This is a genomic window from Streptomyces sp. NPDC046122 (genome assembly GCF_056429965.1).
This window is the reverse complement of the sequence record NZ_JBWKLQ010000001.1, coordinates 418,450-443,704: the sequence shown is the minus strand read 5'-3', so window position 1 is coordinate 443,704 and position 25,255 is coordinate 418,450. Positions and strand designations below refer to the sequence as shown.

At 66.2% G+C, this 25,255-nt stretch carries 27 protein-coding genes; 20 read left to right on the top strand and 7 right to left on the bottom strand.

All coding sequences use genetic code 11. The features are described from left to right. Nucleotides 1–425: 425 nt before the first annotated feature. Nucleotides 426–1,466, bottom strand: coding sequence for an HNH endonuclease (locus tag AC07FK_RS01930; protein ID WP_479101641.1), 1,041 nt, complete (start codon nt 1,464–1,466; stop codon nt 426–428). Nucleotides 1,467–1,584: 118 nt separating this feature from the next. On the opposite strand from AC07FK_RS01930, the gene AC07FK_RS01925 reads away from it, so the two are divergent. The 3 genes from AC07FK_RS01925 to AC07FK_RS01915 all read left to right on the top strand — a co-directional run bounded on the left by AC07FK_RS01925 (nt 1,585) and on the right by AC07FK_RS01915 (nt 4,332). Then, the gene (locus AC07FK_RS01925; protein WP_479101640.1) at nt 1,585–2,793 is read left to right on the top strand and encodes a DUF262 domain-containing protein; all 1,209 of its coding nucleotides are present in this window, start codon (nt 1,585–1,587) and stop codon (nt 2,791–2,793) included. After that, on the top strand, nt 2,774–3,265 hold the full coding sequence (locus AC07FK_RS01920) for a HEPN domain-containing protein (RefSeq protein WP_479101638.1): 492 nt from the start codon (nt 2,774–2,776) through the stop codon (nt 3,263–3,265). The genes AC07FK_RS01925 and AC07FK_RS01920 overlap by 20 nt, the downstream gene beginning before the upstream one ends. A gap of 506 nt (nt 3,266–3,771) precedes the next feature. Next, entirely contained in the window at nt 3,772–4,332 is a 561-nt protein-coding gene (locus AC07FK_RS01915; protein WP_479101636.1) for an HD domain-containing protein, read from the top strand. Here AC07FK_RS01915 and AC07FK_RS01910 read toward each other — a convergent pair. Both AC07FK_RS01910 and AC07FK_RS01905 read right to left on the bottom strand, forming a co-directional pair. Beyond that, a complete protein-coding gene (locus AC07FK_RS01910; RefSeq protein WP_479101634.1) occupies nt 4,320–4,790 on the bottom strand; it encodes an NUDIX hydrolase in 471 nt (156 codons plus the stop codon). The genes AC07FK_RS01915 and AC07FK_RS01910 overlap by 13 nt on opposite strands. A gap of 34 nt (nt 4,791–4,824) precedes the next feature. Further along, nucleotides 4,825–5,556: an XRE family transcriptional regulator gene (locus AC07FK_RS01905; RefSeq protein ID WP_479101632.1), complete on the bottom strand. Its 732-nt coding sequence runs from the start codon at nt 5,554–5,556 to the stop codon at nt 4,825–4,827. Nucleotides 5,557–5,720: 164 nt separating this feature from the next. Here AC07FK_RS01905 and AC07FK_RS01900 point away from each other — a divergent pair, with 164 nt between their 5' ends. The 12 genes from AC07FK_RS01900 to AC07FK_RS01845 all read left to right on the top strand — a co-directional run bounded on the left by AC07FK_RS01900 (nt 5,721) and on the right by AC07FK_RS01845 (nt 16,429). After that, a complete protein-coding gene (locus AC07FK_RS01900; RefSeq protein WP_479101631.1) occupies nt 5,721–6,077 on the top strand; it encodes an SCO3933 family regulatory protein in 357 nt (118 codons plus the stop codon). Nucleotides 6,078–6,079: 2 nt separating this feature from the next. Next, entirely contained in the window at nt 6,080–7,435 is a 1,356-nt protein-coding gene (locus tag AC07FK_RS01895) for an FtsK/SpoIIIE domain-containing protein (RefSeq protein ID WP_479101629.1), read from the top strand. Nucleotides 7,436–7,541: 106 nt separating this feature from the next. Next, on the top strand, nt 7,542–8,204 hold the full coding sequence (locus AC07FK_RS01890) for a DUF2637 domain-containing protein (RefSeq protein WP_479101627.1): 663 nt from the start codon (nt 7,542–7,544) through the stop codon (nt 8,202–8,204). 17 nt (nt 8,205–8,221) lie between these two features. After that, complete coding sequence (locus AC07FK_RS01885) at nt 8,222–8,413, top strand: mobile element transfer protein (RefSeq protein ID WP_479101625.1); 192 nt, start codon at nt 8,222–8,224, stop codon at nt 8,411–8,413. Nucleotides 8,414–8,427: 14 nt separating this feature from the next. Further along, the gene (locus AC07FK_RS01880; RefSeq protein ID WP_406304974.1) at nt 8,428–8,622 is read left to right on the top strand and encodes a hypothetical protein; all 195 of its coding nucleotides are present in this window, start codon (nt 8,428–8,430) and stop codon (nt 8,620–8,622) included. Between the two features lie 17 nt (nt 8,623–8,639). Next, nucleotides 8,640–8,984: a SpdD-like protein gene (locus AC07FK_RS01875; protein WP_479101623.1), complete on the top strand. Its 345-nt coding sequence runs from the start codon at nt 8,640–8,642 to the stop codon at nt 8,982–8,984. A gap of 90 nt (nt 8,985–9,074) precedes the next feature. Further along, on the top strand, nt 9,075–9,263 hold the full coding sequence (locus AC07FK_RS01870) for a hypothetical protein (protein ID WP_479101621.1): 189 nt from the start codon (nt 9,075–9,077) through the stop codon (nt 9,261–9,263). After that, on the top strand, nt 9,260–9,487 hold the full coding sequence (locus AC07FK_RS01865) for a hypothetical protein (RefSeq protein ID WP_479101619.1): 228 nt from the start codon (nt 9,260–9,262) through the stop codon (nt 9,485–9,487). The genes AC07FK_RS01870 and AC07FK_RS01865 overlap by 4 nt, the downstream gene beginning before the upstream one ends. Continuing rightward, a complete protein-coding gene (gene repSA, locus AC07FK_RS01860; RefSeq protein ID WP_479101617.1) occupies nt 9,484–10,863 on the top strand; it encodes a replication initiator protein RepSA in 1,380 nt (459 codons plus the stop codon). The genes AC07FK_RS01865 and repSA overlap by 4 nt, the downstream gene beginning before the upstream one ends. A gap of 11 nt (nt 10,864–10,874) precedes the next feature. After that, on the top strand, nt 10,875–11,048 hold the full coding sequence (locus tag AC07FK_RS01855) for a helix-turn-helix transcriptional regulator (protein WP_138903323.1): 174 nt from the start codon (nt 10,875–10,877) through the stop codon (nt 11,046–11,048). Further along, complete coding sequence (locus AC07FK_RS01850) at nt 11,045–12,418, top strand: tyrosine-type recombinase/integrase (RefSeq protein WP_479101615.1); 1,374 nt, start codon at nt 11,045–11,047, stop codon at nt 12,416–12,418. Before AC07FK_RS01855 ends, AC07FK_RS01850 begins: the two co-directional genes overlap by 4 nt. A gap of 711 nt (nt 12,419–13,129) precedes the next feature. Continuing rightward, entirely contained in the window at nt 13,130–16,429 is a 3,300-nt protein-coding gene (locus tag AC07FK_RS01845) for a type ISP restriction/modification enzyme (RefSeq protein ID WP_479101614.1), read from the top strand. Between the two features lie 57 nt (nt 16,430–16,486). Here the strand turns inward: AC07FK_RS01845 and AC07FK_RS01840 are convergent, their stop codons facing one another. From AC07FK_RS01840 to AC07FK_RS01825, 4 genes are all read right to left on the bottom strand, one after another. Continuing rightward, a complete protein-coding gene (locus AC07FK_RS01840; RefSeq protein WP_479101612.1) occupies nt 16,487–16,939 on the bottom strand; it encodes a cytidine/deoxycytidylate deaminase family protein in 453 nt (150 codons plus the stop codon). After that, nucleotides 16,936–17,619, bottom strand: a complete 684-nt coding sequence (locus AC07FK_RS01835) for a RibD family protein (RefSeq protein ID WP_466491134.1) — start codon at nt 17,617–17,619, stop codon at nt 16,936–16,938. Before AC07FK_RS01835 ends, AC07FK_RS01840 begins: the two co-directional genes overlap by 4 nt. 41 nt (nt 17,620–17,660) lie before the next feature. Further along, nucleotides 17,661–19,079: a helix-turn-helix domain-containing protein gene (locus AC07FK_RS01830; protein ID WP_479101610.1), complete on the bottom strand. Its 1,419-nt coding sequence runs from the start codon at nt 19,077–19,079 to the stop codon at nt 17,661–17,663. 232 nt (nt 19,080–19,311) lie between these two features. Further along, nucleotides 19,312–19,689: a winged helix-turn-helix domain-containing protein gene (locus AC07FK_RS01825; protein WP_479101608.1), complete on the bottom strand. Its 378-nt coding sequence runs from the start codon at nt 19,687–19,689 to the stop codon at nt 19,312–19,314. A 787-nt stretch (nt 19,690–20,476) separates the two neighbouring features. On the opposite strand from AC07FK_RS01825, the gene AC07FK_RS01820 reads away from it, so the two are divergent. The 5 genes from AC07FK_RS01820 (at nt 20,477) to AC07FK_RS01800 (ending at nt 25,212) form a co-directional block, all read left to right on the top strand. Beyond that, nucleotides 20,477–20,779, top strand: a complete 303-nt coding sequence (locus AC07FK_RS01820) for a hypothetical protein (RefSeq protein ID WP_479101606.1) — start codon at nt 20,477–20,479, stop codon at nt 20,777–20,779. Further along, a complete protein-coding gene (locus AC07FK_RS01815; protein ID WP_479101604.1) occupies nt 20,776–21,420 on the top strand; it encodes a GGDEF domain-containing protein in 645 nt (214 codons plus the stop codon). Before AC07FK_RS01820 ends, AC07FK_RS01815 begins: the two co-directional genes overlap by 4 nt. Further along, a complete protein-coding gene (locus tag AC07FK_RS01810; RefSeq protein WP_479102537.1) occupies nt 21,420–22,508 on the top strand; it encodes a conjugal transfer protein in 1,089 nt (362 codons plus the stop codon). Before AC07FK_RS01815 ends, AC07FK_RS01810 begins: the two co-directional genes overlap by 1 nt. Next, nucleotides 22,508–22,891, top strand: a complete 384-nt coding sequence (locus AC07FK_RS01805; protein WP_479101603.1) for an RRQRL motif-containing zinc-binding protein — start codon at nt 22,508–22,510, stop codon at nt 22,889–22,891. The genes AC07FK_RS01810 and AC07FK_RS01805 overlap by 1 nt, the downstream gene beginning before the upstream one ends. A gap of 95 nt (nt 22,892–22,986) precedes the next feature. After that, a complete protein-coding gene (locus AC07FK_RS01800; RefSeq protein ID WP_479101601.1) occupies nt 22,987–25,212 on the top strand; it encodes a cell division protein FtsK in 2,226 nt (741 codons plus the stop codon). Nucleotides 25,213–25,255 lie beyond the last annotated feature (43 nt).

The following is a 25,255-nucleotide window of genomic DNA, read 5'->3' as shown; positions in this document are numbered from 1 at the left end:
GATCTCCGCTCAGAGATCGTCTGACTTGGGTCGTTCGGCGCCGTGGCCTGACCGGCCAGCCGACTGCTGACGGACCGCCTGTGGCCTTGGCTGACAGTCCATTGCCGAGCGACCGGGCGTGGGGGCCGGCCGAGCTTGATCTACTGAGTCGCTGCACAGCCACAACTGATCATCGGTGGCCGTGACCTGCGGCCGCCTAAACGAACAGCGTCTTGACCTGCTGAGCTGTCGGCAGTTGTCGGCGTTGGTCATCGTTGAGCGCCCTTCCACGGCCCGAGGACGGCACGGGAGGGCGCTCGTGCGTGAGCACCGCATTAGGAGTTCTGCCGGAGTGGTTCGCGCACAATGGCGGGCCCTGCCTCGGCTGCCGTCCAAGGTTCCCGGGGACTGCCGTTGTGCGCCGCCGTTGATGTCGGCAGTGGATGTCAGCTCACGGGCTCGGCATGTGCTCGTCGGCGGCCCGGCGCGGTCGTGTTCAGAGCTGCCGCAGCGCGCCTGTCGTCCGCATGCTTCTGCTCTATCGAGGCTCGCAGCTCCCCAGGGGTCGGCCATGGCGCGCGCCGGTGGATCATGCGGTGGCAGTTGGCGCAGATGAGGGCGAGATCGCTGAGCTTGGTCCGCCCTTCCCCCGCTACGTGGAGCGGAAGGACGTGATGGCACTCGATGTACCCGGCACCGCGGTCCCCGTAGATCTTCTCGAAGTCGAAGCCGCATGCCTCACATGCGAGCTGTCCGCCACGCTGAAGAACAGAGACGATCTTCTTCTTGCGCAGAGCCTTGTTGCGCTCTCGTGCCCTGTGCCGGCGCATGAGCAGTCGCCCTTCGGGCGCGCTGAAGTCGTCGCCGAACTCCTCGTCCTCAGTCGGTGCGAAGGACTGTAGTTCGCCGGTCGCGATGCCCTGACGGATAAGCCGCGCGGCCTCTGTCATCGCCTCCGGCCGGGCAAGAAACTCGCGCAGCACCGCGACGTCTAGCGCGCCGCCGTTGGTGGGCTTCCCCTGGTACTCCGGGTGCCGAGTGGCAATGTCGAACGTCTTGCGAGTAACGCCGTTGGAGTTGCGGAACTTCTCGTTGCGGTCCGCTTCAGCATGGATGGGAAGCAACTGGAGCAGAGCGGACAGTTCCACCACCCGGCGGTCCTGGGCATCGAGCCCCTTCCAGCCGTTGTCCATCACCAGGTGGCACGCAAGGATGATCTCGTCCCGAGCCCAATCCGGGTTCTTGATGGCCTTTACCTGGAAGCCCACACGCTTGAGCCACACTGCGGCATGGTCTCTGCCCCCGCTGAACTCGTCGGCCGCGAGGACCCGCCCCTGATCCCACTTGTGCGCCACCCCGGCGACGGCCTTGGAGTCATACTCCCGCCCCTCGTGCACCAGGACGTAGGACCGGGCCTCCCCGAAGCCGTACGTTGCCAGGAAGACTTCACGCCCCAACTTGTCGTGCTCCACCAGGACCTTGAGCACGGACTCTCGTGTGATCGCTCCTCTACGCATGGCGGAAGCGTACGACCGAGCGATGACAGCCCGAACGAAAGATGGACAAGTGCCCCCAGCAGGGGGGCGTCACTACTAGGGTTACGCCATGACAGAGAGTCAGAGCATCCAAGCCGCAGCGTCCGAGTCGGACGAAGATCCACAGGAAAGCTTCGTTAAGGAAGATTCAGATGTCCTGGATCCTGAGACGGATGAAGTCGACAGGACGCCCGTTCGGGCAGATGATGCCTTGCGATACTTCGGGGCGGACTTCGACGTCGACGGCCTGGTTAAGCGTCTCAACAATGACACGTTCATAATCCCCACTTTCGAACCGCTCGCCGACGATGACATTGCAGGTTTTGAAGGTTTCCAGAGAGGTCTCGTCTGGAAGAAAAAGCAAATGGACCGCTTCATTGAGTCCATTTTGCTTGGCTACCCAGTGCCAGGAATTTTCCTCGTTGAGCTAGCCGATCGACGTTACCTCGTCCTAGACGGTCAGCAGCGCCTCACGACTCTACAAGCCTTCAAGCGAGGGACGTACCGGTCAGTTAGAGGGCTGAGTAAGTTCGCACTGCGCTATGTGGGCGATGATTTCAAGGGGCACACCTATGAAAATCTGGAGCCCACCCAGCAGCGCATCTTCGATAACACGTTCATTCAGGCGACTATTGTCGTACCCAAGGGAGCGGAAGGGAAGCGAGGAGTCTACTCACTCTTCGAAAGAATCAACAGCGGAGGGACGAATCTAAAGCCGCAGCAAATCCGGGTCGCCCTGTACGCAGGGGAGACTGTTAACTTCGTAAGAGATCTAAATCAGGATCCAAACTGGAGGGATTTGTTTGGGCCGCAGAACCGCGACCTAAAGGATCACGAGTTGATTCTTCGGGCCATCTCCCTGATGCCGACAGCCCGGGGCATTCAGGTGTTTCGGCCTCCCATGGCGCGCTTCTTGAACGACTACCTGGAGGTGAATCAGGATCAACTTCCCGCGGATTCCGAAGCGATCCGAGCTCGCTTCACTAAGGCAACTGCGCTACTCAATGAGGCCCAGGGGCCGAAGGCTCTTAAGATTCGCGGAACTCAAGTGAACGCGGCGCACACAGATGCCGTATTGGTAGGCCTCATGTCTGCACTTGAACAGCGTGCCGACATTTCTACTCAGGGTGTTTCGGCGGCGCTTGCGGATCTCCTAAGGAATGACAGGTACCAGTACGCCATCTCGGAAAGCACCTCTCACGCGGAGCAGGTCAGCGCCCGCATCAGGCTCGCAGCCAGAGCGTTCCGGGGGGAACCACTTGCCGACGAACAAGAGTAACGCCCGGGTCGAGATATTGAAACTTAAGACTGACCTGGATTCCTCGTACAAGAGGTACAGGGACGGCCTTCTTTCGGTCGATATTCCACTCCAGGAAGACATGCACAAGTACATGTGCATTCGCCTTTCGGGGTACATGGAGCAGCTGATTTTCCAGGCTGTCTGCGGGTATATCGCCAGCACCACCGCTGGCGCCGCGCGGAGTTTCGCCCTCTCGTCCTTCAATAAGGCGCCAAACTTGACCCCCGAAGCTCTGGAGAAACTCGTGGGAAGGTTTGGAGATATCTGGAAAGATGAAATTGCTTCATTTCTGGATACAGATGAGCGTCGAAATTCTTTGGGTAACTTGCTGGCGGTTCGCAACAAAACTGCCCATGGGGAGAACTACCGCGGCGGGCAATTGAACGTCGCAACGTACAAGCGGCTTGTTGATGATCTCCACTCATGGGTGCTAGGGCGTATGTTGGCCTAGCTTCACGGGGGGGGGAGGGGTAAGGCAGCGCCGAACCCACCATCCACCCCGGCTCCCATCCCGTCCGCCTTCGACCCACACGCCGTGGAGCGGTCGTGGTTCAGGGCGTCAAGGTGGAGCGCGCCACTGTACGAACGACCTTGACGCCCTGGGCCGCGACTGCTCGGCTTTGCCTGGGTCGAAGGCGGACGGGATGGGAGCCCACGACGCTCACCACGATCCGGCCGGCACTCGCCAACGGCGCCCCGTCCATCCCGGAGTCTGAGCGCCCCCGCCGGAGGCATGTCTTTGACCAGCGGATGACTTTCTCACTCTGCCCGCCAGCACCCAGCGCGCCGCCGGGCGCGGCCAGCCGGGGCGGAGACAGGAGGCAGGCCGCGCCGCAGAGGCGGCGCGCGCCGGCGCCGTGCGCGGGCCTTGATGAAGTAGGGAAACTTCTACCGCACCGACCTCGTGGTCCTGGCTGGCCTGTCGACCTGCCCGTCCGCTGCGTTACCGTGCTGCTCATGCCTTCTGCGCTGGATACGCCCCAAGGAGCGGCCGAGCTGGCCGAGTCGTTGTTGCCGCCGCTCGGGAACCGTTGGCTGCACACTCAGGCTGTTGCCGCGCGGGCTGTCGAAGCATCGAAGTCTCTGCCAGAGGGTGAGCGGGACCTCTTGGTCGCCGCGGCCTGGCTCCATGACATCGGGTACGCGCCCGAGCTGCGCGACACCGGGTTCCATCCGCTTGACGGTGCCCGGTATCTGTCGGCCCTCGGTGCTCCAGACCGCCTGGTGCGGCTCGTCGCGCATCACTCCGGCGCGGTGTATGAGGCTGAGCAGCGCGGGCTGTCCGCCGAGCTTGCCGTCTATGAGCGCGAAGACTCCCCGGTCTTGGATGCGCTCATCTTCGCCGACATGACCACTGGCCCCGCCGGGGAGCATTTCGACTTCGGCCGGCGCATTGACGAGATCCTGGTTCGTTATGAGCCTGGCAGCGAGGTTCACACCGCGATCAGCAAGGCTCGGCCGTACCTCGGTGCTGCTGTCGAGCGGACTCTCGCGCGCCTTGGTGATCAGCCGATGTAAGGCTCCGTCTCGCCAGACAGCCCGCGGTCGATCCGCATCCGCATGGACGGGTGGATGTTCAGTTCGTCTAGCCGCTCCGGCCGGACGAACGCGACTTCCTTGCTCTCGCTGCTCGTCCGCAACTTGCCGCCGATGATCTTCGCTGTGAAGCAGATTGAGAACTGCTGCCGTACCTCGCCGTCGTCGTACGCCATGACGTGAGCCGGATTGGTGTAGAGGCCGACCAGCCCTGTCACTTCGACGTCGAACCCGGTCTCTTCCTTCGTCTCGCGTACTGCGGCGTCCGCAACTGATTCGCCGACGTCCACACCGCCGCCGGGGAGTGCCCACAGATCGTTGTCGGTCTTGTGGATCAGCAGCACTTCTCCAGCCTCGTTGCACGCCACGGCCGTGACGGACGGGACGATGCTGTTCGCCTCCGGGGCATTGGGATCGTTGAAGTAGTCGATACGGGCCATGACTCCAGCGTCGCATGCTCGCCGCCGAGCGTGGTTACGACGGGGTGCCCTGCTCCCACGCGTAGTCGAAGCTCTTCATGTAGTGCCGGAACGTCCGGGCTCCGGGGATGTAGCGGAAGTGCAGGACCGAGTTCTGTCCGGCCGGTGCTCCGAGGACGTGCGGATTCACCAGGATGTCGTCGTCGAACCGGTAGATCGAGTTGTAGAGGATCGTGTCGTGAAGCCGGATCTCGACGCCGGGCGTCTTGGTGGCCGGTTCGAGGTAGCGCCGGGTGATCCGTGCTCGGGCTGCAAGGTCGCTGCCGATGCCCTCTTCCTCGCCGCGTTGGCGGACCATCTCCGACTCCGGATCACCGAGGAGTATGCGGACTTGGGCGCCCGCCTTGGCTTTGTCGGCGAGCTGGTCCGGCAGATCCGGGTGGCTGTCGAACAGGAAGAGACCTGCATACACCAGGATTTCGACATGGCTGGTGGCCTGCTCGATGAGCGATGACCAGAGCGCGGCCGGCACTGCTCCGCGGTGCGGGTAGTACGTCACCAGCTCCGAAGTGCTGGCGGTTTCTGCTTGCTTGGTGACAGCAGGCCATAGGTACACCTCATCGGCGCCGAGGAAGCTTGACGCCTTCCAGCGGTGGCCGCGATGCGGCGTGCGATCCGTGGTGATCCATCGCTCGACGCTCTTCGGGTCCACTCCGACATGCTGCGCGACCGACTGAATGGTCTCGCCCTTTGCCGAAATCGCCGCTCGCAGACGTTCGTTCGCCATCTCGTACCGCCCTCATCTGGGGGACGCTGGGGACGTTTTGACGATAACTCAGACGTCCCCAAACGTCCATACGGGCCGTGATGTGTCTAGTGCCTCCTGCGGTCTCCTGATCTCGCCGCCCGATATGGCGGAACCAAACAGCCTCAACCACAGGAGACAAGACGATGCGTCAGATTCCCGTCGACACCGCCGGTGCTGTCGTGATGGTGGCCCAGTCCCCGCAGCCGAAGATTGCCAACCGCCAGACAGGTGAAGTCGCCACCGACCGGGACACCGGCGTCACGCTGATGACGATCGACGTCATGTTCGTCATGAACGGCAACGCAGAGATCCTGACCCTGACCGTTCCGGAGACCGGATTCACCGGTGAGCTGGCAACCGGCACCCCGGTCGGTCTGACCGGCGTCGTGGCCCGGCCGTGGGAGAACGAGTTCGGCGGCCAGAAGCGGCACGGCATCAGCTTCCGCGCCGTGGCAGTCACCTCGCTGGCTGCGGACACCGCCAAGCCGAAGGCTGCCTGATCATGACCGGGACAGCGGCTGGCCTCCTGGCTGTCGTCGGGCTGGCGCTGCTGCTCAAGTGGCAGCGCCCGGCCTGGTACTGGCTCGGCTTCGGCATCGCCCTCGCGGTCCTGCGGGTCCTGGTCCGGTACGCCTCAGTCATGGACGCCTGCGGGCTCACGGTCCCGCCGTCCCGGCTGCGGCTCACCTGGGCCCGCATCGCCCACCGGCCCATCCCCGATCCGCGGCCGCCGCGAATCCTGAGCATCCGTCCGACCCGTACCGGCCTCGTGCTCCGGCTCAAGCTTCGGTCCGGTCAGGACGCCTTCGACTTCACTGCCTCCACCGACCGGCTTCGGCACTCATTCACCATGCACGGCGTCACCTCCCGCGAGATCAAGTCCGGTGTCATCGAACTGCGGATGACCGGCTATGACGTGCTCAAGCGGGTGCAGATGCCCGCGAGGATCGAGCGTGAGGGCATGCGTATCCCGGTCGCCCTGCGTGAGGACGGTGAGGTCCACTACCGCGACTACCGCCAGGTCCCGCACGCCTTGAACCTCGGCGCTACGGAGTCCGGGAAATCGGTCTACCAGCGGCAGTTGGTCAAGGAACTCGCCGGGCTCGACGTCGCCCTGGTGGGCATCGACTGCAAGGAAGGAGTAGAGCTGTACCCGCTCGCTCGGCGCTTTTCGGCGCTCGCGGACAACGCCGATGACGCCGCCGAACTGCTCGACGTCCTCGTCGAGAGGATGGCCGCGACGTACCGGATCGTCCGCCGTGAACAGCGCATCAGCTCGGACGTCCCGGACGCGGAGATCACTGCCGACATCTGGGGCCTGCCCGAACACCTTCGGCCCGTCCCGATCGTCCTCCTGGTCGACGAGGTTGCCGAGCTGTCTCTCTTCGCCAATGCGGCGGAGAAGAAGCGCCGCGAGCGGATCATCACGGCACTGGTTCGGCTCGTCCAGCTCGGACGTGCTGCCGGGATCTATGTGGAGATCTGCGGGCAGCGCTTCGGCTCGGAACTGGGCGACGGGATCACCATGCTCCGAGCACAGCTCACCGGCCGTACATCCCACCGGGTCAACGACGAAGCTTCCGCCAAGATGGCGTTCGGCGACATCTCCCCGGACGCAGTGCTCGCCGCGACCCAGATTCCCGCTGACCGTCCCGGCACCGCCGTGGCCGGTGACTCGACCGGTGGCTGGGTTCGCATCCGTACCCCGTTCACCTCGCTGCGCCAGGCCGTGAACGTCTGCAACGGCAACGCGCACCGCACCCCGGATCTGCCGGAGCTGGCTCCCTTCCGACCGCTGCCTCCCACGGTCTCGCTGGTCAAGATCCCGGCTCCTGCTGAGGCACCCGCCTCCGTCTGATCCACCTCTGCATCCCGGTTGGCGCGACCGTCTCGCGTCAGGTCCCTACCCCCGCCATGCCCGATTCGGGGGCGGGACCGCCCACCCCTCGAAAGGAGGTGAGGACATGCGCCACTCGATCCGCATCGACGCCGTCCTCGTGCAAGCCGTGATCGCCGGGGCCCTCTCCTTCGCCCACCTGCACGATCTCGCCGCCGCTGCGGGACAGACCGGGTGGAAGGCATGGGCCTACCCGGTCAGCGTCGACCTGCTCCTGGTCGCCGCCTGGCGTCGGCTCCGCAATGACGGGCCGTCCCGGCTGGCCTGGTGCTGGTTCCTGATCGCCCTTGTCGCCTCGCTCGGCGCGAACGTCGCCACCGCCGGATTCCTCGACCTGGCTCACCCTCCGGCCTGGCTGCGGTTCGGCATCGCCGGATGGCCCGCGCTCGCCTTCCTCGGCGGCACGCTCCTTGCCCACTCCCCGACTGCCGCCGCTGCATCTGACCCTCAACCCGAGTCGGCCGACGTTGTGCCGGCCGAACCGGCTCCCGCCACCGAGCCGCATTCCGAACCTGAGGCCGTCGAGCCCTCGGAGTCTGCCCCAGCACTGCCCGCGCCTCCGCCCGAACCGGTCACCGTCTCGGCTCCCGCCCCGCTCGTTGCTCACGCCCGCAAGCTCGCTGACGCCCACCACGCCGCGACCGGCAATCCCATCGACACCGACACTCTGCGTGCCCGCCTCGGTGTCCCGCCTGCCATGGCCGACGCCATCGCCGCCCAACTCACCTGACCAGAGAGGACACCACCATGCCCAACCGCGACTTCTTCCACTCCGTCATGCGCATCGGCCCGGTCCAAGTCGGCACACACCGCGACCGGCACGGCCGTACCAAGCACGCCGCCGTCTGCACCGCCGACCGCTGCGGCTGGTCCTCGGACTACACCAACCGCGCCGCCGCCACCCTCGCCGCACGCACCCACCGCTGCCGCATCGCCTGACAGGAGATCGCCCGATGAACGTCGAACTCCCGCTGATCCTCGTCGTCGCCGTCTTCGGCTACTTCGGTATCCGGCTCTTCCGCCCGCCGACCTGGCTGATCGTCGTGCTGCTCCTCGGCGGCTTCCTCCTCGCCGACACCTTCCTGGCCCCCGCCATCGAGTCCGGCACCCGTACCGGCGTCGACGTCGTCAACGACACGCAGAAGTGATCGAAAGGAGAACGGTCATGCTCCGCCCTCGCATCCCCACCATGCCGACCCCGACCGGCATCGTCACCCCGCTCATCGTCCAGCCGACCCACATCGAGCAGCAGCACCCGGCAACGGCCTGCACCTGCCAGCACAGCCCCGCTGCGGCTCCGGCTCACGCGCCCGCCCCGGCCAGTCGCCCCGCCCTCCAGATGACCCCCGGCACGCTCCTCGCCCTCGTCGGCGGTGGCGCTGCCGTGGTCCTCGTCGTCGGCGCGGTTCTCGTCTCCATGCTCCTCGCGGTCGCCGTCACAGCCGCCTCGGTCGCGGTCTGCGCCGTCGTCCTTCGCTCGCTGCTCAACAGTCCGCGCAAGCGCTTCTGACCGGCCCCGGGGCGGTCGTCAACCGCCAAGTCACCGCCGCCCCGGAGCCGTACCCCAACCCACCCCGAAGGACAGGAAGGAACACCCATCATGACCGACCACACGACCGCCACCGCGCGGATCTGCTCGAACTGCGACGGCTTCCCCACCGTGCGGGTAACCCTCGGCGGCCGCGACCGTCACGGCTGCCTCCGCACCATCACCGTCCGCTGCCCGGCCTGCCACGGCACCGGCACGCGCACGGACCGCACCGCCCAGCTCATCGGGGGCCGGGCGTGAACGACATCACCGTTACCGCACACCTCGCCCCCGACACCGGCACCCGCGTCGTCACCTTCCCGGGCTCCGACTTCGTGAGCCTGCGCATCGGCGGCGGACCTGTGGACGTCGTGCTCATCGCCCCCTCCGGCACCGCCGAGGTCCTGCGCGCCATCGCCACCGCCGCCGAGGAAGCCGCCCGCGAACTGGACGGCATGAACGCCCCCGCCGAGGTGAGCGCGTGACTGACACCGCCACCCTGGCGGGCCTGGACCCGACCACCCTGGGGGACATCCTCCGGGTGGCCGGGTCCCCCGGCTTCGACCGCTGGCAAGACCAAGTGCGCCGCACCGGCGGCTGCTCCGACCCGATCCACCTGACCGGCTGGACGTTCGCCAAGGACAAGACCACTGGCGAGACCCTGCGCCGCTACTCGACCGACACCGAACCGGACGGACGGCTCCGCGTCGCCTGCGGCAACCGCCGCGCCTCCCGCTGCCCGTCCTGCGCCTACACCTACGCCGGGGACACCTACCACCTGATCCGCGCCGGGCTCGCCGGAGACAACTCCAAGAACATCCCGGCCACCGTCCGCGATCACCCCCGCGTCTTCGCCACCCTCACCGCTCCGTCCTTCGGCCGCGTGCACAACCGCCCCGACCGTGGCTCCTGCCGCTGCGGCGCCCACCACCAGGACGACGATCCCGCCCTCGGAACGGCCCTCGATCCGTCCACGTACGACTACGCGGGAACCGTCCTCTTCAACAACCACGCCGGACAACTGTGGCAGCGCTTCACCACTCGGCTCCGCCGTGAACTCGCCGCTCGGGCCGGACTCACCCAACGCGACCTGGCTGACCAACTGCGCCTGTCCTACGGCAAGGTCGCCGAGTTCCAAAAGCGCGGCGCGATTCACTTCCATGCCGTGATCCGCCTCGACGGACCGGACGGGCCCGACTCCCCACCGCCCTCCTGGGCCACCGTCGCCGTGCTCACCGACTCGATCCGCGCGGCCGTCGCCCACTCCTACACCACGATCACCGTCCCTGCTGCCGGAGACCAGCCCCGCCGGCCCTTCCGCTGGGGCAGTCAGCTCGACATCCGGCCTGTGCGCGCCTTCGACGACGGTAACGACATCACCGAGCAGGCGGTCGCCTCGTACGTCGCCAAGTACGCCACCAAGGCAGCGGAATCGACCGGCAGCCTCGACCGCCGCATCGGCAACCGGGAAGTCCTCGTCCTCCTGGACGTGCCCGACCACCCCCGGCGCCTCATCGAGGCATGCCTCGACCTCGCCCCGCTCTACCCCGACCGCAAGCTCAACAGCTGGGCCCACATGCTCGGCTTCCGCGGCCACTTCTCCACCAAGTCCCGCCGCTACTCCACCACCCTCGGTGCCCTCCGCCAGATCCGCGCCGACTACCGCGCCGCCCAGGAACACGACTCGCTCGGCGACCCGGACACCGTGCTCGTTCTCGCCTCCTGGCAGTACGCCGGACACGGCCACACGCCGGGCGAATCCGCCCTCGCGGCCTCCATCGCAGAAGACATCCGCATCAACCGAGAAACCGCTCGCGAAGCCATGTACGACCAACGCGCCCTGGAAGGAGCCATGTCGTGAAGGACGAGCTGATGACCACGGCGGAGGTTCTTTCCGAGCTGAAGGGGATCTCTCGGCGCACCTTCTACCGGTGGCGTGAACTCGGCAAGGCTCCCAAAGCGCTCACCTTGCCGAACGGTGAGCTGAGGGTGTGGCGGTCCGACTTCCAGGCATGGCTCCGATCGCGGGAAGGAGCGGCCGCGTGAAGTCGACGGATGTGAGGGTGTGGTCCATCCGCGTTAAGCCAGGGAAACGTCCGTCGTATCAAGTGCGCTGGAAGGTCGCCGGGCAGCCATTTTCTGAGACGCGGAGGACGAAGGCGCTCGCTGACAGCTTTCGATCGAAGTTGCTCCGGGCTACGCGCGACGGAGAAGAATTCGACTCAGTGTCCGGCCTTCCGGATTCCATGGCGGAGCTGAAAGCGAGCCTGAGCTGGTACACCTTCGCGCTGCGGTATCTAGCCATGAAGTGGCCTCATTCCGCTCCGAACACCCGGGACGGGATCAACGAGTCGTTGACCTCCGTGACCCTCGCACTGCTGGATGAGCGCCCTGGCCGACCTGCGGACCCCGTCCTAAGGAAGGCCCTGCGTAACTGGGCTTTCGTGCTGCCCGGACCGGATAAACGTGACCTGCCGGACGAGATCGCCAACGCGCTGCATTGGGTTGGCAAGGATTCCCGGCCGCTTGCGGATCTAGCCGATCCCGTCGCGGCAAGGGCCGTGCTGGATTCCCTGAAGATCAAATTGGATGGCACTGCCGCAGCGGCAGAGACGGTTCAACGGAAGCGGCGGACCTTGGTCAACGCCATGCACTATGCCGTCGATCTTGGGGAGTTCCAGGAAAACCCGTTGTCCGCCGTCCGGTGGCAGAAGCCGAAAGTCGCCAATGACGTAGATCCTCGGGTGGTGGCAAATCCCGAGCAGGCGCGTTCCCTGCTCTGTGCGGTCTCCTACGTCGGCGGCTATCGAAGGGCACGTGGCAGGCGCCTGGTCGGGCTCTTCGCGTGCATGTACTTCGGGGGCTTCCGGCCGGCCGAAGCCGTGGGCCTGGCGCTGCCGGATCTCACCCTTCCGTCCGCTGGGTGGGGGGAGGCGGTGCTGCACCGGTCCCGGCCCAGCGTCGGCAAGCAGTGGACCGATTCCAGCGAGAGCCACGACGACCGCGGGCTGAAGAACCGGCCTGCCGAGGAGGTCCGCCGGGTGCCGATTCCGCCGCAGCTGGTTGCCGTGCTCCAGGACCACGTCGACACCTTCGGAACCGCCGGGGACGGGCGGCTCTTCTACAGCGAGGGCGGGGGAGTGGTCTCGTCGTCCACCTACTACCGGGCCTGGCAGGAAGCGCGGATCCTCGCTCTGCCGCCGGCCGCGGTCGCTTCGCCATTGGCTCGGCGTCCCTACGACCTGAGGCACTCGGCCCTCTCCACGTGGCTCAACGCCGGCGTAGATCCCACTGAGGTCGCCGCACGGGCGGGGAACAGCGTGGAAGTCCTCCTGGGTCGGTACGCGAAGTGCCTGGACGGCCGGCAGGAGGTCGGCAACCGCCGCATCGAGGAGCTGCTGCGCGAGTACGAGTGAGAGCGGCGCCGCTGTGGTCCGAGGCCCCTGGGTGAATCCCGGGGGCCTTCGCGTTGCTGGGGCTGACCTGCGAGATTCTGGCGGGGACTGGGCCGCGAATAGGCCGCAGAGGCTGTCATACGGCTGCACAGCGCGGCAGTTGGCTGCGCATACGCGAAGACCCCGTTCTCAGCGAAAGCGCTGATGGCGGGGTCTTTGGGCACTTCCTGCGAAGTGCCCCCGGCAGGATTCGAACCTGCGCACACGGCTCCGGAGGGCACCCATAGATGCGGCACGGCATGCCAATTGACCTGGAGAAACCCGCAAGACGATCCAGCTTGGTGAAGACTTCACACGCTGCTCACACGATAGTGAGCTGTGTAGAGCCAAGGGTGCTGGCGCTCCTTAAGGCAGCCGTACCCGCTCTCCTGCCAACGACGTCAGGGCTGGGCCTGCTCGCAGCCCAACCTCAGCTCTGGGGCCTGCGTGCAAGGCCGTTGCGTGGACACGAAGCTGCACCAGGTGTGCGTCGGGTCCCCCGAAGATGGCTGCCTGCATAGCCCCAGAGCTTCCGCGGCGGGCCAGCCCTCGTTCTGGAACGTATGTGCGAGCAGGGTGCATGCGTCCACATCATCCCCCTTGTTGCTAACCGTGACCCCTTGTCGTAGATCGGCATCGGTTCTATGGTGACGGAACATCAAAACATGTAGTGCATTGGGGACTTGGGGGGCCGTGCTCAATTTAGGGGACTTCGAGGATGCTGTTCGTGCAGCGGTAGCTGTGTTCGGCGAGGAGTTAAAGCCGAAGCTCAAGGGCTCAACCGGTACGGAAGATCAGCTGAGAGCGCCATTTGAGCGGCTCATTACCAGTGCTGCTGGAGCACTCGGGCTGAAATCGGTCCTGATCGGCGAGGTCCCTCTCGTTGATATCGGGGCCCGCCCGGACTATGCAGTGAGCATCGCAGATGCCCTGGTTGGGCACGTGGAGTTGAAGCGACCCGGCGTCGGTGCAGACCCGACTTCCTTCACAGGCCGCAATGCGAATCAATGGCAGAAACTAAGGCTTCTGCCGAACGTGCTGTATACGGATGGCAATGAATGGAGTCTCTACCGGAACGGTCAGCGTGTCGGTGAAATTGCTCGCATGAATCTTTCGGTAAAGAGTGCCGGAAGTAAGTTGGCTCCAGCCGACAGTGGCATATCCCGTACGATATTTGACTTTCTGACCTGGATTCCGCAGCCACCGCGAAACATCACTCAGTTGGTTCGAGCTGTTGCAGGTCTATGCAAGTTCCTCTGCGCGGAAGTGCGGGAAGCGCTGCGCTTGGAGAGGGCTGGGAAGCGTCTGGAAACACTCACTGTACTAAAGGAAGACTGGGGCAAGCTCCTTTTTCCGGAGCAGACGGAGGAAGAGTTCGCTGACCAATATGCGCAAACCGTAGTGTTCGCGCTGCTGCTTGCCCGCGTCGAAGGAATTGTTTTCGAACACGACACAATGCATGGGATTGCCACAAAGCTCGGCAAGAGGCATTCCCTCATGGGTAAAGCATTGGATGTGTTGACTGACGACTCCCTCACCGGTCTATCTACAACACTCGACACTCTGATACGCGTCATCGGCCCAGTTGACTGGGAGCGCCTCGACGATGGATCGGGTGATGCGTACCTGCGCCTTTATGAAGACTTCCTTCAGGTCTACGACCCGAAATTGCGCGAACGCACAGGGTCTTACTACACCCCTAACGGGGTGGTCGCTGCGATGGTCAGGTTCACCGAGGATGTAATTAAGCAGCGCCTGGGAATTTCCGGCGGATTCGCCTCTCCGCAAGTTGTTGTAGTTGACCCAGCCATGGGTACGGGCACATTTCTGCTAAATATTCTGGATCGTGCCGCCGCGTCGATTCATGAAGATGAGGGGCCAGGTGCGGTGGGGCCTCGACTTCGTGAAATGACCGGACAGAGGCTAATTGGCTTCGAAATGCAGACCGGGCCTTACGCTGTCGCTGAACTGCGCATGCATGCGAGGCTTAAGGAGCTTAAGTCTTCTGCTCCGATGCGCGGGCTGCGCCTTTATGTCACGAACACTCTCGACAACCCCAAAGAAGAATTTAACTGGCTGCCTGGCACATTCAAGGCTATCGCTGAGTCGCGAAAGCAAGCCAACAAGGTTAAGCGTGACGAGCGAGTCATGGTTGTTATCGGAAACCCGCCGTACGATGCAGTGAGGCAGGGGGCGGGCAAGTGGATCGAGCTTGGGGATCCTGATGCTGGGATTCAGGCGCCCCTCGGCAATTTCCGGCTCCCCGGCAACGGTAAATACGAGTCGAAGATGTCGAATCTGTACATCTACTTCTGGAACTGGGCCGCCTGGAAGGTGTTCGAAAGTCACGGTGATGCTCCCTTCGGTGTCATAACTTTCATCACGCCACGTGCATGGATCAAGGGCGCCGGATTTGCAGGCATGCGCAAGTACCTGCGGTCTGTGGCGGATGAAGGGTGGATCATCGATCTATCCCCCGAAGGTCAGCGGCCGGACGCGGCTACCCGAATTTTCCCGGAGGTGGCTCAGGAGCTTTGCATCGCTGTATTCGTTCGGTGGCGACGTCCCGACGAGCAATCGGAAGGGGTGAAGCCGCCTGCAGTGGTGCGGCATGTATCCCTGGCCGGCCATCGGCGGGAAAAGGTGCAGGAGTTGACGGACCTTCGGCTCGGAGACAGCCGGTGGCGGACGTGTGCATCCGGTGAGACGGCTCCGTTCCTACCCCCAGGCAGTGATCTGTGGGAAGCGAGTCCACGTCTTAGCGATCTAATGCCGTGGTCATCCAGGGGAGTTACCACAGGCCGTGTGTGGGCATACGCGCCTGACCGGGAAACCTTGGAGCGTCGTTGGCAGCTCTTTACTTCGGCCGATGAAGCCGACAAGCGAGAGATGTTTGGCGAGGCGCGCGATCGTCATCTTCACACCGTGATCGGTCCCCTTCCAGGTATTCAAGACCATGGCCCCGTGACGCTCGCACAAGAGGATCGAGCTCTGGTGGATCCGGTGAGGGTCGGTTATCGAGCCTTCGATCGTCAGTGGGTGATCCCAGATAATCGGCTGATGGTAGTGCCCCGGCCGGACCTGTGGCGAGTGCGCGGAGATTCGCAAATCTTTGTCGTGGAGCAGAATGCTCATGCGATTGCGAACGGCCCGGGGCTAGTCTTTAGCGCATTCATCCCGGATATGCACTACTTCAATGGGCGCAGCGGGGCTGTCCGGCCTCTGTACAGAAATGCGGATGGGTTAACCCCGAATTTCACCCCAGAATTGCTCGGTGTCATTCATCGGCGCATTGGTGTACCGGTCAACGCAGAAGATCTAGTCGCATACCTGGCGGCGGTGACATCCCATCCTGCATACACCGAGAAATTTGCGGACGACTTGGAGGTCCCTGGCGTTCGTATCCCTCTGACGGCCGTCCCGGAGCTCTGGTCCCATGCGGTCGAAGTTGGGCGAAGGGTGCTGTGGCTACACACTTATGGTGGCCGGTGTGCCGAAGTCGGCGGCGAGATGCTCCCGGCGTCCCCCCGTCTTCCGGCTGATCGGCGCCCGGTCAGTCTGGTGGCAATCCCGGACACTGTGGATGGTATGCCAACAGCCATGCAATATGACGAGGAGAGCAAGCAGCTCTGGATAGGTGAAGGCTGCGTTGGTCCAGTTGAGCCGGAAGTGCGCCGGTACTCGACTTCGGGAATGAATGTGCTCGATAAATGGTTCGGCTACCGCCGTAAGAAGCCTGCTGGTAAGCGCCTGCGGTCCCTCGACCATGAGTACTCGTCCACCTGGCTTCCTGAGTGGACTTCGGAGCTGCTTGAGCTTGTAAATGTGCTAGGTCTACTGGTCGACCTGGAGCCGGAGCAAAGGCAGTTGCTAGACCATATTTGTAAGGGGCCATGCATTACGGTGAACGATCTGACCGCGGCAGGTGTTCTTCCTGTTCCGGAATATGCAACTCGCTTGCCGCGGGCAGGCGAGGGTGAGGTTATCTTCTAAGGGAGCAAGGACCCGAGGGGGCGGGTCTTGATTGCTCCGTCCTCCTCTGGCTCCTGCCTATGGCAGGAGATGGGCGTTGACCGAGCGGGCCTGATCGGCAAGCTCGGAGAGTTCCTCGACCTCGGCGGCCTGAGCGCGGAGGGTTTCTACCCCCACGCAGTCGGCTACCAGGAGGCTTGGCTCGCGCCAGGCGATGACTACTCGGCGGATGGGGGAGCGGAGGATCAGCTGTGTGCAGGTGAGGGGGCGGGACTTGCGTTCCGAGCAGGGTTCCAGGGTGCTGTAGAGAGTGGCGCCGGCCAGGCGGGGGTCGTCAGCCGGGAGTTTGGCCAGGGCTGATTCCTCGGCGTGGACGTAGGCGTCCGTCTCGCGGGAGTAGCCGTTGGCGAGCTCGTTGCCGTCGGCGCCCACGATGATGGCGCCGACGGAGAAGGCGCCCTCGGCCGGCGGGCACTTGCGGGACAGTTCGATGGCCCGCTCCATCCAGGTCACATCGTCGGCGTGCGTCATGCGGAGCCCTCCTGCTTGGGCAGGTAGCGGAGAAGGACCACGTCGCCGATCGTGCTGGCCTCGGCGAGGTGCATTCGGCGGGTGGAGCCTCCGGGGTAGGTGGCTGGGTTCAGGAAGCGGGGGGCGCCCGGGTCGCCGACGACCAGGGGGGCGATGGCGAGGTGAATCTCGTCCGCCAGACCCTGGGAGAGGAAAGCGGTGTGGATCTGGCCGCCGCCCTCCACCATCAGCCGCTCTATGCCGCGGGCTCCGAGATCGTCCAGCAGGGCGCCGAAGTCGATGGCCGGGCCGGTGGAGACGACGTCCGCCAGGCCGGCGAGCCGTTCGCGGAGCTTCTCCTCGCCCGCGTCCGTGGTGTAGGCGAGCTTCTCGCCGCCGTGGTGCCAGAACTTCAGGTCGGCCTCCAGGTCTCCGCTCGCGGAGATGGTGACCTTCAAGGGGTAGGCGGGCTTTCCTGCGGCGACCCGCGCCGCGCGCCGCTCCTCACTGTTCACCAGCAGCCGGGGGTTGTCGGACCGCATCGTGCCGGCGCCGATCAGGATGGCGTCGGACTCGGCACGCACCTGGTCGACCCGGTCGAAGTCTTCGCTGTTGCTCAGGAGCAGACGTTCGGTGCTGGTGTCGTCGATGTAGCCGTCCACGGACGTGGCCACGCTCAGGAGGACGTACGGGCGGGGCATTGGGTCTCCTTCATGTGCTGGTCAGGGCGGAGGGAGCCTGTTCAGGCCTGGCGCAGTACTGCCTCGGTCAGAGCATCCTTGAAGTCGCTCACGCCAGGGACCGTACGCCATTGATCAAGTGCGCCGTCGAGCTGGGCCAGCTCGCGCGAGATGCGGTCGGACCCGGTCTCCTTAGCGATGGCCAGGGCCTGGAGTCCGATGGAGGCTGCCTGTTCAGCCTCGCCCGCGTGAGCCAGGGAGACGGCCTCCCGTCCCAGGTAGACCCCGCGGTCTCGGTGGAAGCCGGCGGGCAGCCGACTGATGGCGTTCCGGAAGCCTGCAGCTGCTCCGTGATGGTCCCCGAGGGCGGCGAGACTGTGTGCTCGCTGCACGTCTATGTACGCGCCGTCGAGCCAGACACCCCACGGCGAGGAGGGGTCCGGATCCATCGAGGCGTGCAGCTCCAGCGCGTGTTCGTACGCCCGCTGCGCCATGAGCGGGTCTTTCCGCAGAGCGTGACCGTGGGCTCCGTACGTAGCGGCCACCGCGGCGAGGCGACTCCTCGGCGCTGCGCGGTCCTCCGCGGCCTCGGCGACGTCGACGGCTTCGATCGGATCCTTCATGTCGCCGGCCAGCTGGCTGCGGCGCGCCAGGATGTACGTGGTCAGTTCGTCGTCACCCGCCATGTGGGAGGCCTCCAGGGCCTCGCGCATCCAGTGCTGGGCGGCACGGAAGTCCCCGAGGTCCTGGTAGAGCCACCCGCACAGCTCGGAGTACTGGGTCTGCAGCTGGAGCAGCTGCCGGCGATCCGTGCCGCGGCGATCCGCGCGCAGTGCCTTTATAGCGGCGATCTGCTGCTGGACCGTCGGTATCACTCGATGGGGACCGAACAGGTTGTCGTTGTCGATCAGCACGCGCCGCGTTGCTTGGAGCAGCTCGATCGGGTCGGCCCCTGAGGCGATGAGATCGGATCGTGGGGCAGGGCTCGCTGCTGCTGAGAGGTCGGAAGTCGCAGCGATCGCGGCACCAGCGCCGAGTGCGCCGATCAGAGCCCTTCGAGACAGGGACACGAAGATGATCCTTCCGTCATCGGAACGTACGGGGATGGACATCCCCTCCTCCGACGGTGCCTGAGGCTCAGCTTCCTCAGCCAGGGCCACAGATCCGTTGGCCACATGGGGCCCTCGATTAGCCACATCCCCTGTGGGGAGGGCCTCAACGCTGACCCCTTCGAGGATCGTTGCGTGGAGCCGGACGAGCGAGCCGCTCGCGCCGAGCGCGTCGTCGTACGCCCGGACCAGATCGGCGGATGCGGCCTGCCCGCCGCGCTCCACTCGGGCCATGTAGCTGGTGTTGAACAGGATCGATCGGCTGAGTTTGCCCAGGGATAAGCCCCGCTGCGTGCGCCAGGCGCGCATCTCGGCGCCGAGATAGTGCTGAGGGCTTGCATGCGGTGTCAGATCGTTCGGTCGCTGCCCCACTCGTCCCCCCCTCATGCGGCCTATGTGGCCGCCCGAGGGCGGCCACATGGCAGATCTGTCGGTCCATCAAATGCCTGGTCTACAAAGGATGCAGAGGGCGGCGACAGCCTAGCGGCGCAGGTTGGAGCCCTCCATTCGATCCGAGCGAAGGGGGCAGATTGTGGCAACGGCAGCTGATCGTGATCCCGTCACGCGTCGTGGCGGTGACGCCCGGGGCGGTGTGGGGCAGGAGCTACTTCTCCTCCAGCTCCGCAACCCGTTGTCGGAGGTCGGTGACCTCACCCTGGAGCCGCGCGACCTGCTCACGGAGCTCCGCGACGGCGGCCTCAGGGCCGGCGAGCTTGGCGACCTCGGAGGCCTCGGCGGTCAGGAACGCCCCCTTGCCCTGGTGGCTTACCGCGAGACCGTCCGTCTTGAGCTGGCGGATGGCGTCGCGAGCCACGGTCACGGTGACGCCGTACGTCGCCTGGAGGTTTGCCAGGGACGGCAGCTTGCGCGACTCCGCGAACTCTCCGGCCGCGATCCTCCGCCGCAGTTGCTCCGCCACCTGCTGGTAGGCGGGCTTGCCGGTCCACTCGACCATCTGCACCTCATGTCTCTTCGCAGTCACTGCCTCAGTGTGCCCAAGTGGCACAGGGAGAGCTAGGACTCACCCTGTTCTTCCGCGGAGAAGTACTTGCGCAACTCTGCCTCACAGTGCACTCTGAGGCAGAGTTGAGCTTCTCCGGAAGCTCGACCTGATCGGCCGCAACTGCCGTGCAGGCAACCGCGATCGAGTTCGAATTCGCCGTGCCCGGAGGGCCCTCGAAAGGGGTCTGAAGGAAGCACTTGTTCCTTGAGAACTCAACAGCGTGCCAAGTGAGACGAGACGGGGCGTGATCCCCGTCCCCAGGGCGACGGGACGTCGCCGGCGGCCACTTCTTCCGCGTGCTGGCTCTGGAGAACACCCCTCGGGGTTCCACCCGGTACGCGCCGCCCTGCTGGCGCCAGAGCAGTGACGATGGCGCACCCGACTCTCAGGCTCGGGGCCGGCATGCCGTGGCAACGGTGCGCCGGTGAAGCCTCGCCCCTCCGATCTGGAGGCTGCTGTGTCCCTTCGACCTACGTGGGCGCTGCCCGTGCTGGACCGGTACGGCCAGCCGCGCCCCATGCGTCACCGCTGAACTGCCTCGCGAAGCGGTACCGGCTCCACGTCCGGTACCGCTTCGCGAGGCCCTCACACCCTCCGCAGTTTTCCAACGCTGCGGCCGGTTGCCTCCCCTGCCCGTACGGCGCCTTCGTGCCCTCCGGGCAGGGCTGCGGGGAGCCGCGAGATTCGGGCTTCATCCCCGGGGCTGGTCGCCTCTCGCCAAAGACCGCGACCGCCTCGGCATCCCTTCGACTTCAGGAGAACGACGATGCGTACGTACATCGGCGGCCAGGAGGCCGTGAGCGTCGAGGAGTTCATCGAACTGGCCCTCGGCACCCCGCTGGAGCTCTGGCTCGGGGTGGACGGGGAGAGCGAGGAAGAGCGAGCGGCCCGCCTGGACGCGGCCCGCGACATCCTCGCCGAATTCCCGGAGTTGCCCGACGACGTGAGCCGGGTCGCTGCCCAGGTGATCGAGGCCAACGCCCCGGAGCTGTTCAACATCGCCCCGCTCGTGCGACGGCCGGCCTGTCGTCGTCCGGCGCACAAGGGCGGCAAGGGGGCCGCGGCATGAGCCACACCCTGACCGCCCTGTCCGCCGCCTTACCGCTCGCGTCCGGCTGGTCGGTTCACAGCCTGTGGATGCGGCGCCGGATCGAGACCGCCCGCCGCGACCCGCTTACCGGCCTGTGGACGCGGGATCCGTTCGAGGAGCGTGCTCGCAAGAGCCTCGCCCGGAAGTGCCAGCTCGCCGTACTCGTCTTAGACCTCAATCGGTTCAAGGAGATCAACGACACCCTCGGCCACGCCGCCGGAGACGCGGTCATCCGCGCGACCGGGCAGCGCCTGGGCCGGTGGGCCGAGGAGCACGTCGGCGTAGCCGGGCGCCTGGGCGGGGACGAGTTCGCCGCTGTCATCCCCGGCTATGGCATCGACAAGCTGCGCGCAGACCTGCACATGCTGACCGCTCGACTGGACCGGCCGGTGCCATTCGACGGCCACCCGGTCGAGGTGCACACGTCGATCGGCGCCGCCTACTACCGAGCCGGTGCCGGGGATCTCTCCACTCTGCTGCGCCGTGCGGATGAGCAGATGTACCGGGCAAAGCAGCGCGGCGGGGGCTGGCGCATCGCACAGCGGTTGACCGTCCCGGAGATGCGCACGGTCAACGGCCGCCGAGACGGCCGCCGTGGCACCGGTGGTGAGGCGGCGTGATGACAGCTCGCAGGTCGCTGACCAAGGTGCAGAGGGTCGTCTTGACGGCCGCGTTCGTTCCCATGGTGGCCACCGGCGTCGCTGGAGGGGCCGGCACCTTCAGCAACATCAGCCGTGCCTACGGCTCAGGTACGGCGCTGGGAGCGGTGGCGGCCGGTGAGGGCGCGACCGCCGTTCTGGCGCTGGTGCTGCTCGGGCTGACGATGCTGGGGCAGTCCTCCCCGGGGATCATCCGGGTGGGTTTGTGGGCACTGCCCGCCGCCGCGTCGGTGATGGCCGCGATGGCCGCTGATGACCCGGGCCGCACCGTGATCTACGCCGTGACGCCGATGGGCATGTGCGTGTCGGCCGAGGGCATGGCGTTCCTGGCCCGGCGGATCGTGGTCCACCAGGACGGCCGCGACGCTGAGGCCGAAGCCAAGGCGGCCGCCGTGGTGCGTGCCCTGGCCTACCACCGGGGTCGTGCCGCGAATCATCCGTCGGGTTGGGTGCGGAAGTGGTCCGACCGGACATCGTGGCGGCTGGCCCGGAAGGTCGGGCTGGGCGATGCGTCGCTGGGTGCCAGGCTCCTGGACGTCCAACGCGACCGGTTGACCAGCGGTGCGGATGCCGCCCTCGCCGCCATGTTCACCGGACCCGCAAACCAGCATGGAACGCCTGAGTTCACCGTAGATCGGTTGGGGTCTGACCAGCACGAGTCGACCGCTGAGCCCCCGACCGTGGCCGCCGAACTGGCCTCTTCGGAGTTGGCGGACCCGGTGCCGGCCATCGAGTCAGCCGGACCGGCTGAGTCGATGCCGGTAGCCGAGCCGGTCGGGCTTCCCCAGTCGGCTCCTGCAAAGGCGGTCGCGGCTGCGGAGTCCGCTCCGCGTCGGGCGACCGGTCGGGTGCCGCAGTCGGCCCGTACGCCCCGACCGACTCGCACCCCGGATGAACTCCTCGCTGAGGCACGGTCGGTCACGGCCGACTGGCCCGACGTCGAGTTGACCGCGGAGAGGATCCGCAAGGCGGTTCGTACGTCGTCCGCCAAGGGCCGGACGCTGCGTGATGCGCTCAGGGCCGAGCGTGCCGAGCCCGAGGCAGCCTGATGACGTCGCTGACGTTCACCAAGTGCTTCGACCCGGACGGCGCCCGTTTCGGGATACCGACCTACCCGTGGCGCCTGGCTCCCGAGGGCCTGGCGACCCGCCGCCAGCTCCGCGCTGAGGGCCTGCGGCCGGGCGGCCAGCCGATCGCCGCGCAGCTCCTGCGGCCCCGGTTCCGGCGTGAGCCGCTGGTGGCGTACCTGTACCGCGTCGACCTGGCCAAACCCGTCCGGCCGATGACCTCGCGCAAGTGGGGAGCGCTCGCTCTGGCGATGCTCGCCCGCCGCACCTGCCCCCAGTGCTCCACCGATGCCGGTTACGTCATCCCGGCCTCGCTCGGCATGTGCGTGCCCTGCGCCTATCCCGAAGAACAGCGCGTCGCCTGACCCGCACCGATCACGTCGTGCGGGGCCCGGACGGAAGGCCGTCCAAAGCGCCGTCCGGGCCCCCTTCTCAACTCCACAGAGGGAGCAGACCCATCGTGTCTGAGATCCACGTCATCGAACAGCCGGCCGAAGAGCCGGACGGCACGCAGAACCCCCCAGGGTCGGCGTCAGTCCTGCCGTTCCCCGCACAGAAGGGCAAGACCGACACGCTCGCCCCGGGCGAGGCCAGGCCGGGGGAGTGGGAGGCCGAACTCCCCGACGACCAGCCGGACGACAACGGCGAGATCGCCGAAGGCGACCCGGTGGACCCGCCCAAGCACGAGTTTCCGCCCTCGATCGCCGAGGTCATCGAGGCCAAGGACAAGGCACGCCGGCCGGTGCTCCCGGACTGGCTGACCAGCGCCAAGCAGCGGGCCGCCGTCGCCAAGTGGGCGGCCGGCCACTACGGCCAGACCACCGCCTACCACCTGGTGCGGACCCCCGTGTACTCGGCAAAGCTGCTGGCCTACGCCCCGCGTGGCGCCTTCCGCTGGGTGGGTGCGAGCGGCCGTTGGGTCTCCGACGCCGAGGGCCTTCCGGTCCGGCTCGCCGCAGTCCGTACCGAGGACGCGGGGGAGTACCTCAAGCTCTCCCGGCAGCGGGACGCCCGGGTGAAGCTGCGCAGCATCATCGCCACCCTGGCCAGCGTGATCGGCCTCGGCGCGGCTCTGGCCATGTGGGTACTGGCCCCGGCCTGGCTCCTGACCCTGGCCCTGATCGCCCTGACCGGAGCCCTCGGGTGGGCGGGCACGCCGGCGGACCGGCCGCTGATCGATGCGGCCAAGGTGAAGTTCCGCCACCGCAAGCTGACCTCGGACATCGTCACCCGCGCCTTCCTGGCCGCCGGACTCACCAAGCCGGATCAGGGCATCGCCTTCCCGCAGCCCATTCGGCAGGACGGCGACGGCTGGCGCGTGGTCGTGGACCTCCCGTACGGCAAGACATTCTCCGACGCGGTCAAGAAGCGCGACGCGCTCGCCTCGGGCATCGACGTCGCCGAGACGCAGGTGTTCCTCGACCGCGATACGACCAGCTCACGCCGGGTCTCCATGTGGGTGGCCAACCGCGACCCGCTCGCCGTACCGACCGGCCGCACCCCGCTCCTCGGCGCGGACCGCGTGGACTTCTGGAAGCCCTTCCCCTGGGGCCGCGACGAGCGCGGAGTCGAGGTCGAGATCAGCATGCTGTGGCTCTCGCTCCTCGTCGGCGCCGTCCCCCGGCAGGGCAAGACATTCTCCGCCCGCACCATCGCCCTCGCCGCGGCACTGGACCCGTACGTCTGCCTGTACGTGTTCGACGGCAAGGCATCCCCGGACTGGCGGAAGTTCGCGATGGTCGCCCACCGCGTCGGCTTCGGCACCGTCCCGCAGAGCGGGGTGGACCCGGTCATGCACCTGGTCAACTCGCTCCAGGAGCTCAAGGCCGACGTGGAGGACCGCTACCACCGGCTCTCCGAACTGCCCCTGCACGTCTGCCCCGAGGGCAAGCTCACCCCGGCCATCTCGCGCGACAGGAAGTACGACATGCCGCTCGTGCTCTTCGTGGTGGATGAGGTGCAGGAGTACTTGATGCACCCCGTTCACGGGAAGACCATCCTTGACCTGCTGGTCTTCCTAGCCCGGGTCGCCCCTGCGGTCGGCGTCTCGGTCATGACCGCGACGCAGAAGCCCGACGACACCGCCTGCCCGTCCGTGCTCCGTGACCAGCACCAGGCCCGATTCGCCCTGCGCGTCGGCGCCTACCAGGTCTCGGAGACCATCCTCGGCGCCGGATCGTACGGCGAAGGCCTGGATGCCTCCCGGCTCCTGAAGTCCCACAAGGGAGTCGGCCTGCTCAAGGGCATGTCCGACGACGCCGGCATCGTCCGCACCTACCTCGCCGACGGCCGCGACGCGGAGACCATCCTCACCCGCGCCCAGGCCCTCCGGCAGGCGGAGGGCACGCTCACCGGCGACGCCGCCGGAGAGGCGCCGGCCGATGCCGCGCTCGCGACGATCCTTGACGACATCGCCGCGGTCATCGGCAAGGGCGAGGTCAAGATCTGGTCCGAGACCATCGTGGACCGCCTCGCCCAGCACCGGCCGGAGGTCTACGGGCCGTGGGCGGAGATGGAGCCCAAGCCCAAGGCCGAACAGCTCACGGCAGCGCTCAAGCCGTACGGCATCGGCACCGACCAGATCGGCCGCCGCATCGACGGCAAGACCGTCAACAAGCGCGGCATCGAACGCGCCCACATCGCCAAGGCGATTACGGAGCGCGACAAGAAGCGGGACGCCGGATAGCCCCACGGGGTCGCTGGTGCTAGCAGCAGACGTCGCTAGCGCT

Excerpts from the sequence above, each read along its gene's own strand:
- AC07FK_RS01890 (WP_479101627.1), top strand. The coding sequence starts at position 7,542 with ATGCGCCACTCGATCCGCATCGACGCCGTCCTCGTGCAAGCCGTGATC.
- AC07FK_RS01815 (WP_479101604.1), top strand. The coding sequence starts at position 20,776 with ATGAGCCACACCCTGACCGCCCTGTCCGCCGCCTTACCGCTCGCGTCC.
- AC07FK_RS01905 (WP_479101632.1), bottom strand. The coding sequence starts at position 5,556 with ATGGCGAACGAACGTCTGCGAGCGGCGATTTCGGCAAAGGGCGAGACC.
- AC07FK_RS01885 (WP_479101625.1), top strand. The coding sequence starts at position 8,222 with ATGCCCAACCGCGACTTCTTCCACTCCGTCATGCGCATCGGCCCGGTC.
- AC07FK_RS01900 (WP_479101631.1), top strand. The coding sequence starts at position 5,721 with ATGCGTCAGATTCCCGTCGACACCGCCGGTGCTGTCGTGATGGTGGCC.
- AC07FK_RS01835 (WP_466491134.1), bottom strand. The coding sequence starts at position 17,619 with ATGCCCCGCCCGTACGTCCTCCTGAGCGTGGCCACGTCCGTGGACGGC.
- AC07FK_RS01925 (WP_479101640.1), top strand. The coding sequence starts at position 1,585 with ATGACAGAGAGTCAGAGCATCCAAGCCGCAGCGTCCGAGTCGGACGAA.
- AC07FK_RS01870 (WP_479101621.1), top strand. The coding sequence starts at position 9,075 with ATGACCGACCACACGACCGCCACCGCGCGGATCTGCTCGAACTGCGAC.
- AC07FK_RS01880 (WP_406304974.1), top strand. The coding sequence starts at position 8,428 with ATGAACGTCGAACTCCCGCTGATCCTCGTCGTCGCCGTCTTCGGCTAC.
- AC07FK_RS01810 (WP_479102537.1), top strand. The coding sequence starts at position 21,420 with ATGACAGCTCGCAGGTCGCTGACCAAGGTGCAGAGGGTCGTCTTGACG.
- AC07FK_RS01820 (WP_479101606.1), top strand. The coding sequence starts at position 20,477 with ATGCGTACGTACATCGGCGGCCAGGAGGCCGTGAGCGTCGAGGAGTTC.
- AC07FK_RS01840 (WP_479101612.1), bottom strand. The coding sequence starts at position 16,939 with ATGACGCACGCCGACGATGTGACCTGGATGGAGCGGGCCATCGAACTG.
- AC07FK_RS01875 (WP_479101623.1), top strand. The coding sequence starts at position 8,640 with ATGCTCCGCCCTCGCATCCCCACCATGCCGACCCCGACCGGCATCGTC.
- AC07FK_RS01910 (WP_479101634.1), bottom strand. The coding sequence starts at position 4,790 with ATGGCCCGTATCGACTACTTCAACGATCCCAATGCCCCGGAGGCGAAC.
- AC07FK_RS01915 (WP_479101636.1), top strand. The coding sequence starts at position 3,772 with ATGCCTTCTGCGCTGGATACGCCCCAAGGAGCGGCCGAGCTGGCCGAG.
- AC07FK_RS01895 (WP_479101629.1), top strand. The coding sequence starts at position 6,080 with ATGACCGGGACAGCGGCTGGCCTCCTGGCTGTCGTCGGGCTGGCGCTG.
- AC07FK_RS01855 (WP_138903323.1), top strand. The coding sequence starts at position 10,875 with ATGACCACGGCGGAGGTTCTTTCCGAGCTGAAGGGGATCTCTCGGCGC.
- AC07FK_RS01805 (WP_479101603.1), top strand. The coding sequence starts at position 22,508 with ATGACGTCGCTGACGTTCACCAAGTGCTTCGACCCGGACGGCGCCCGT.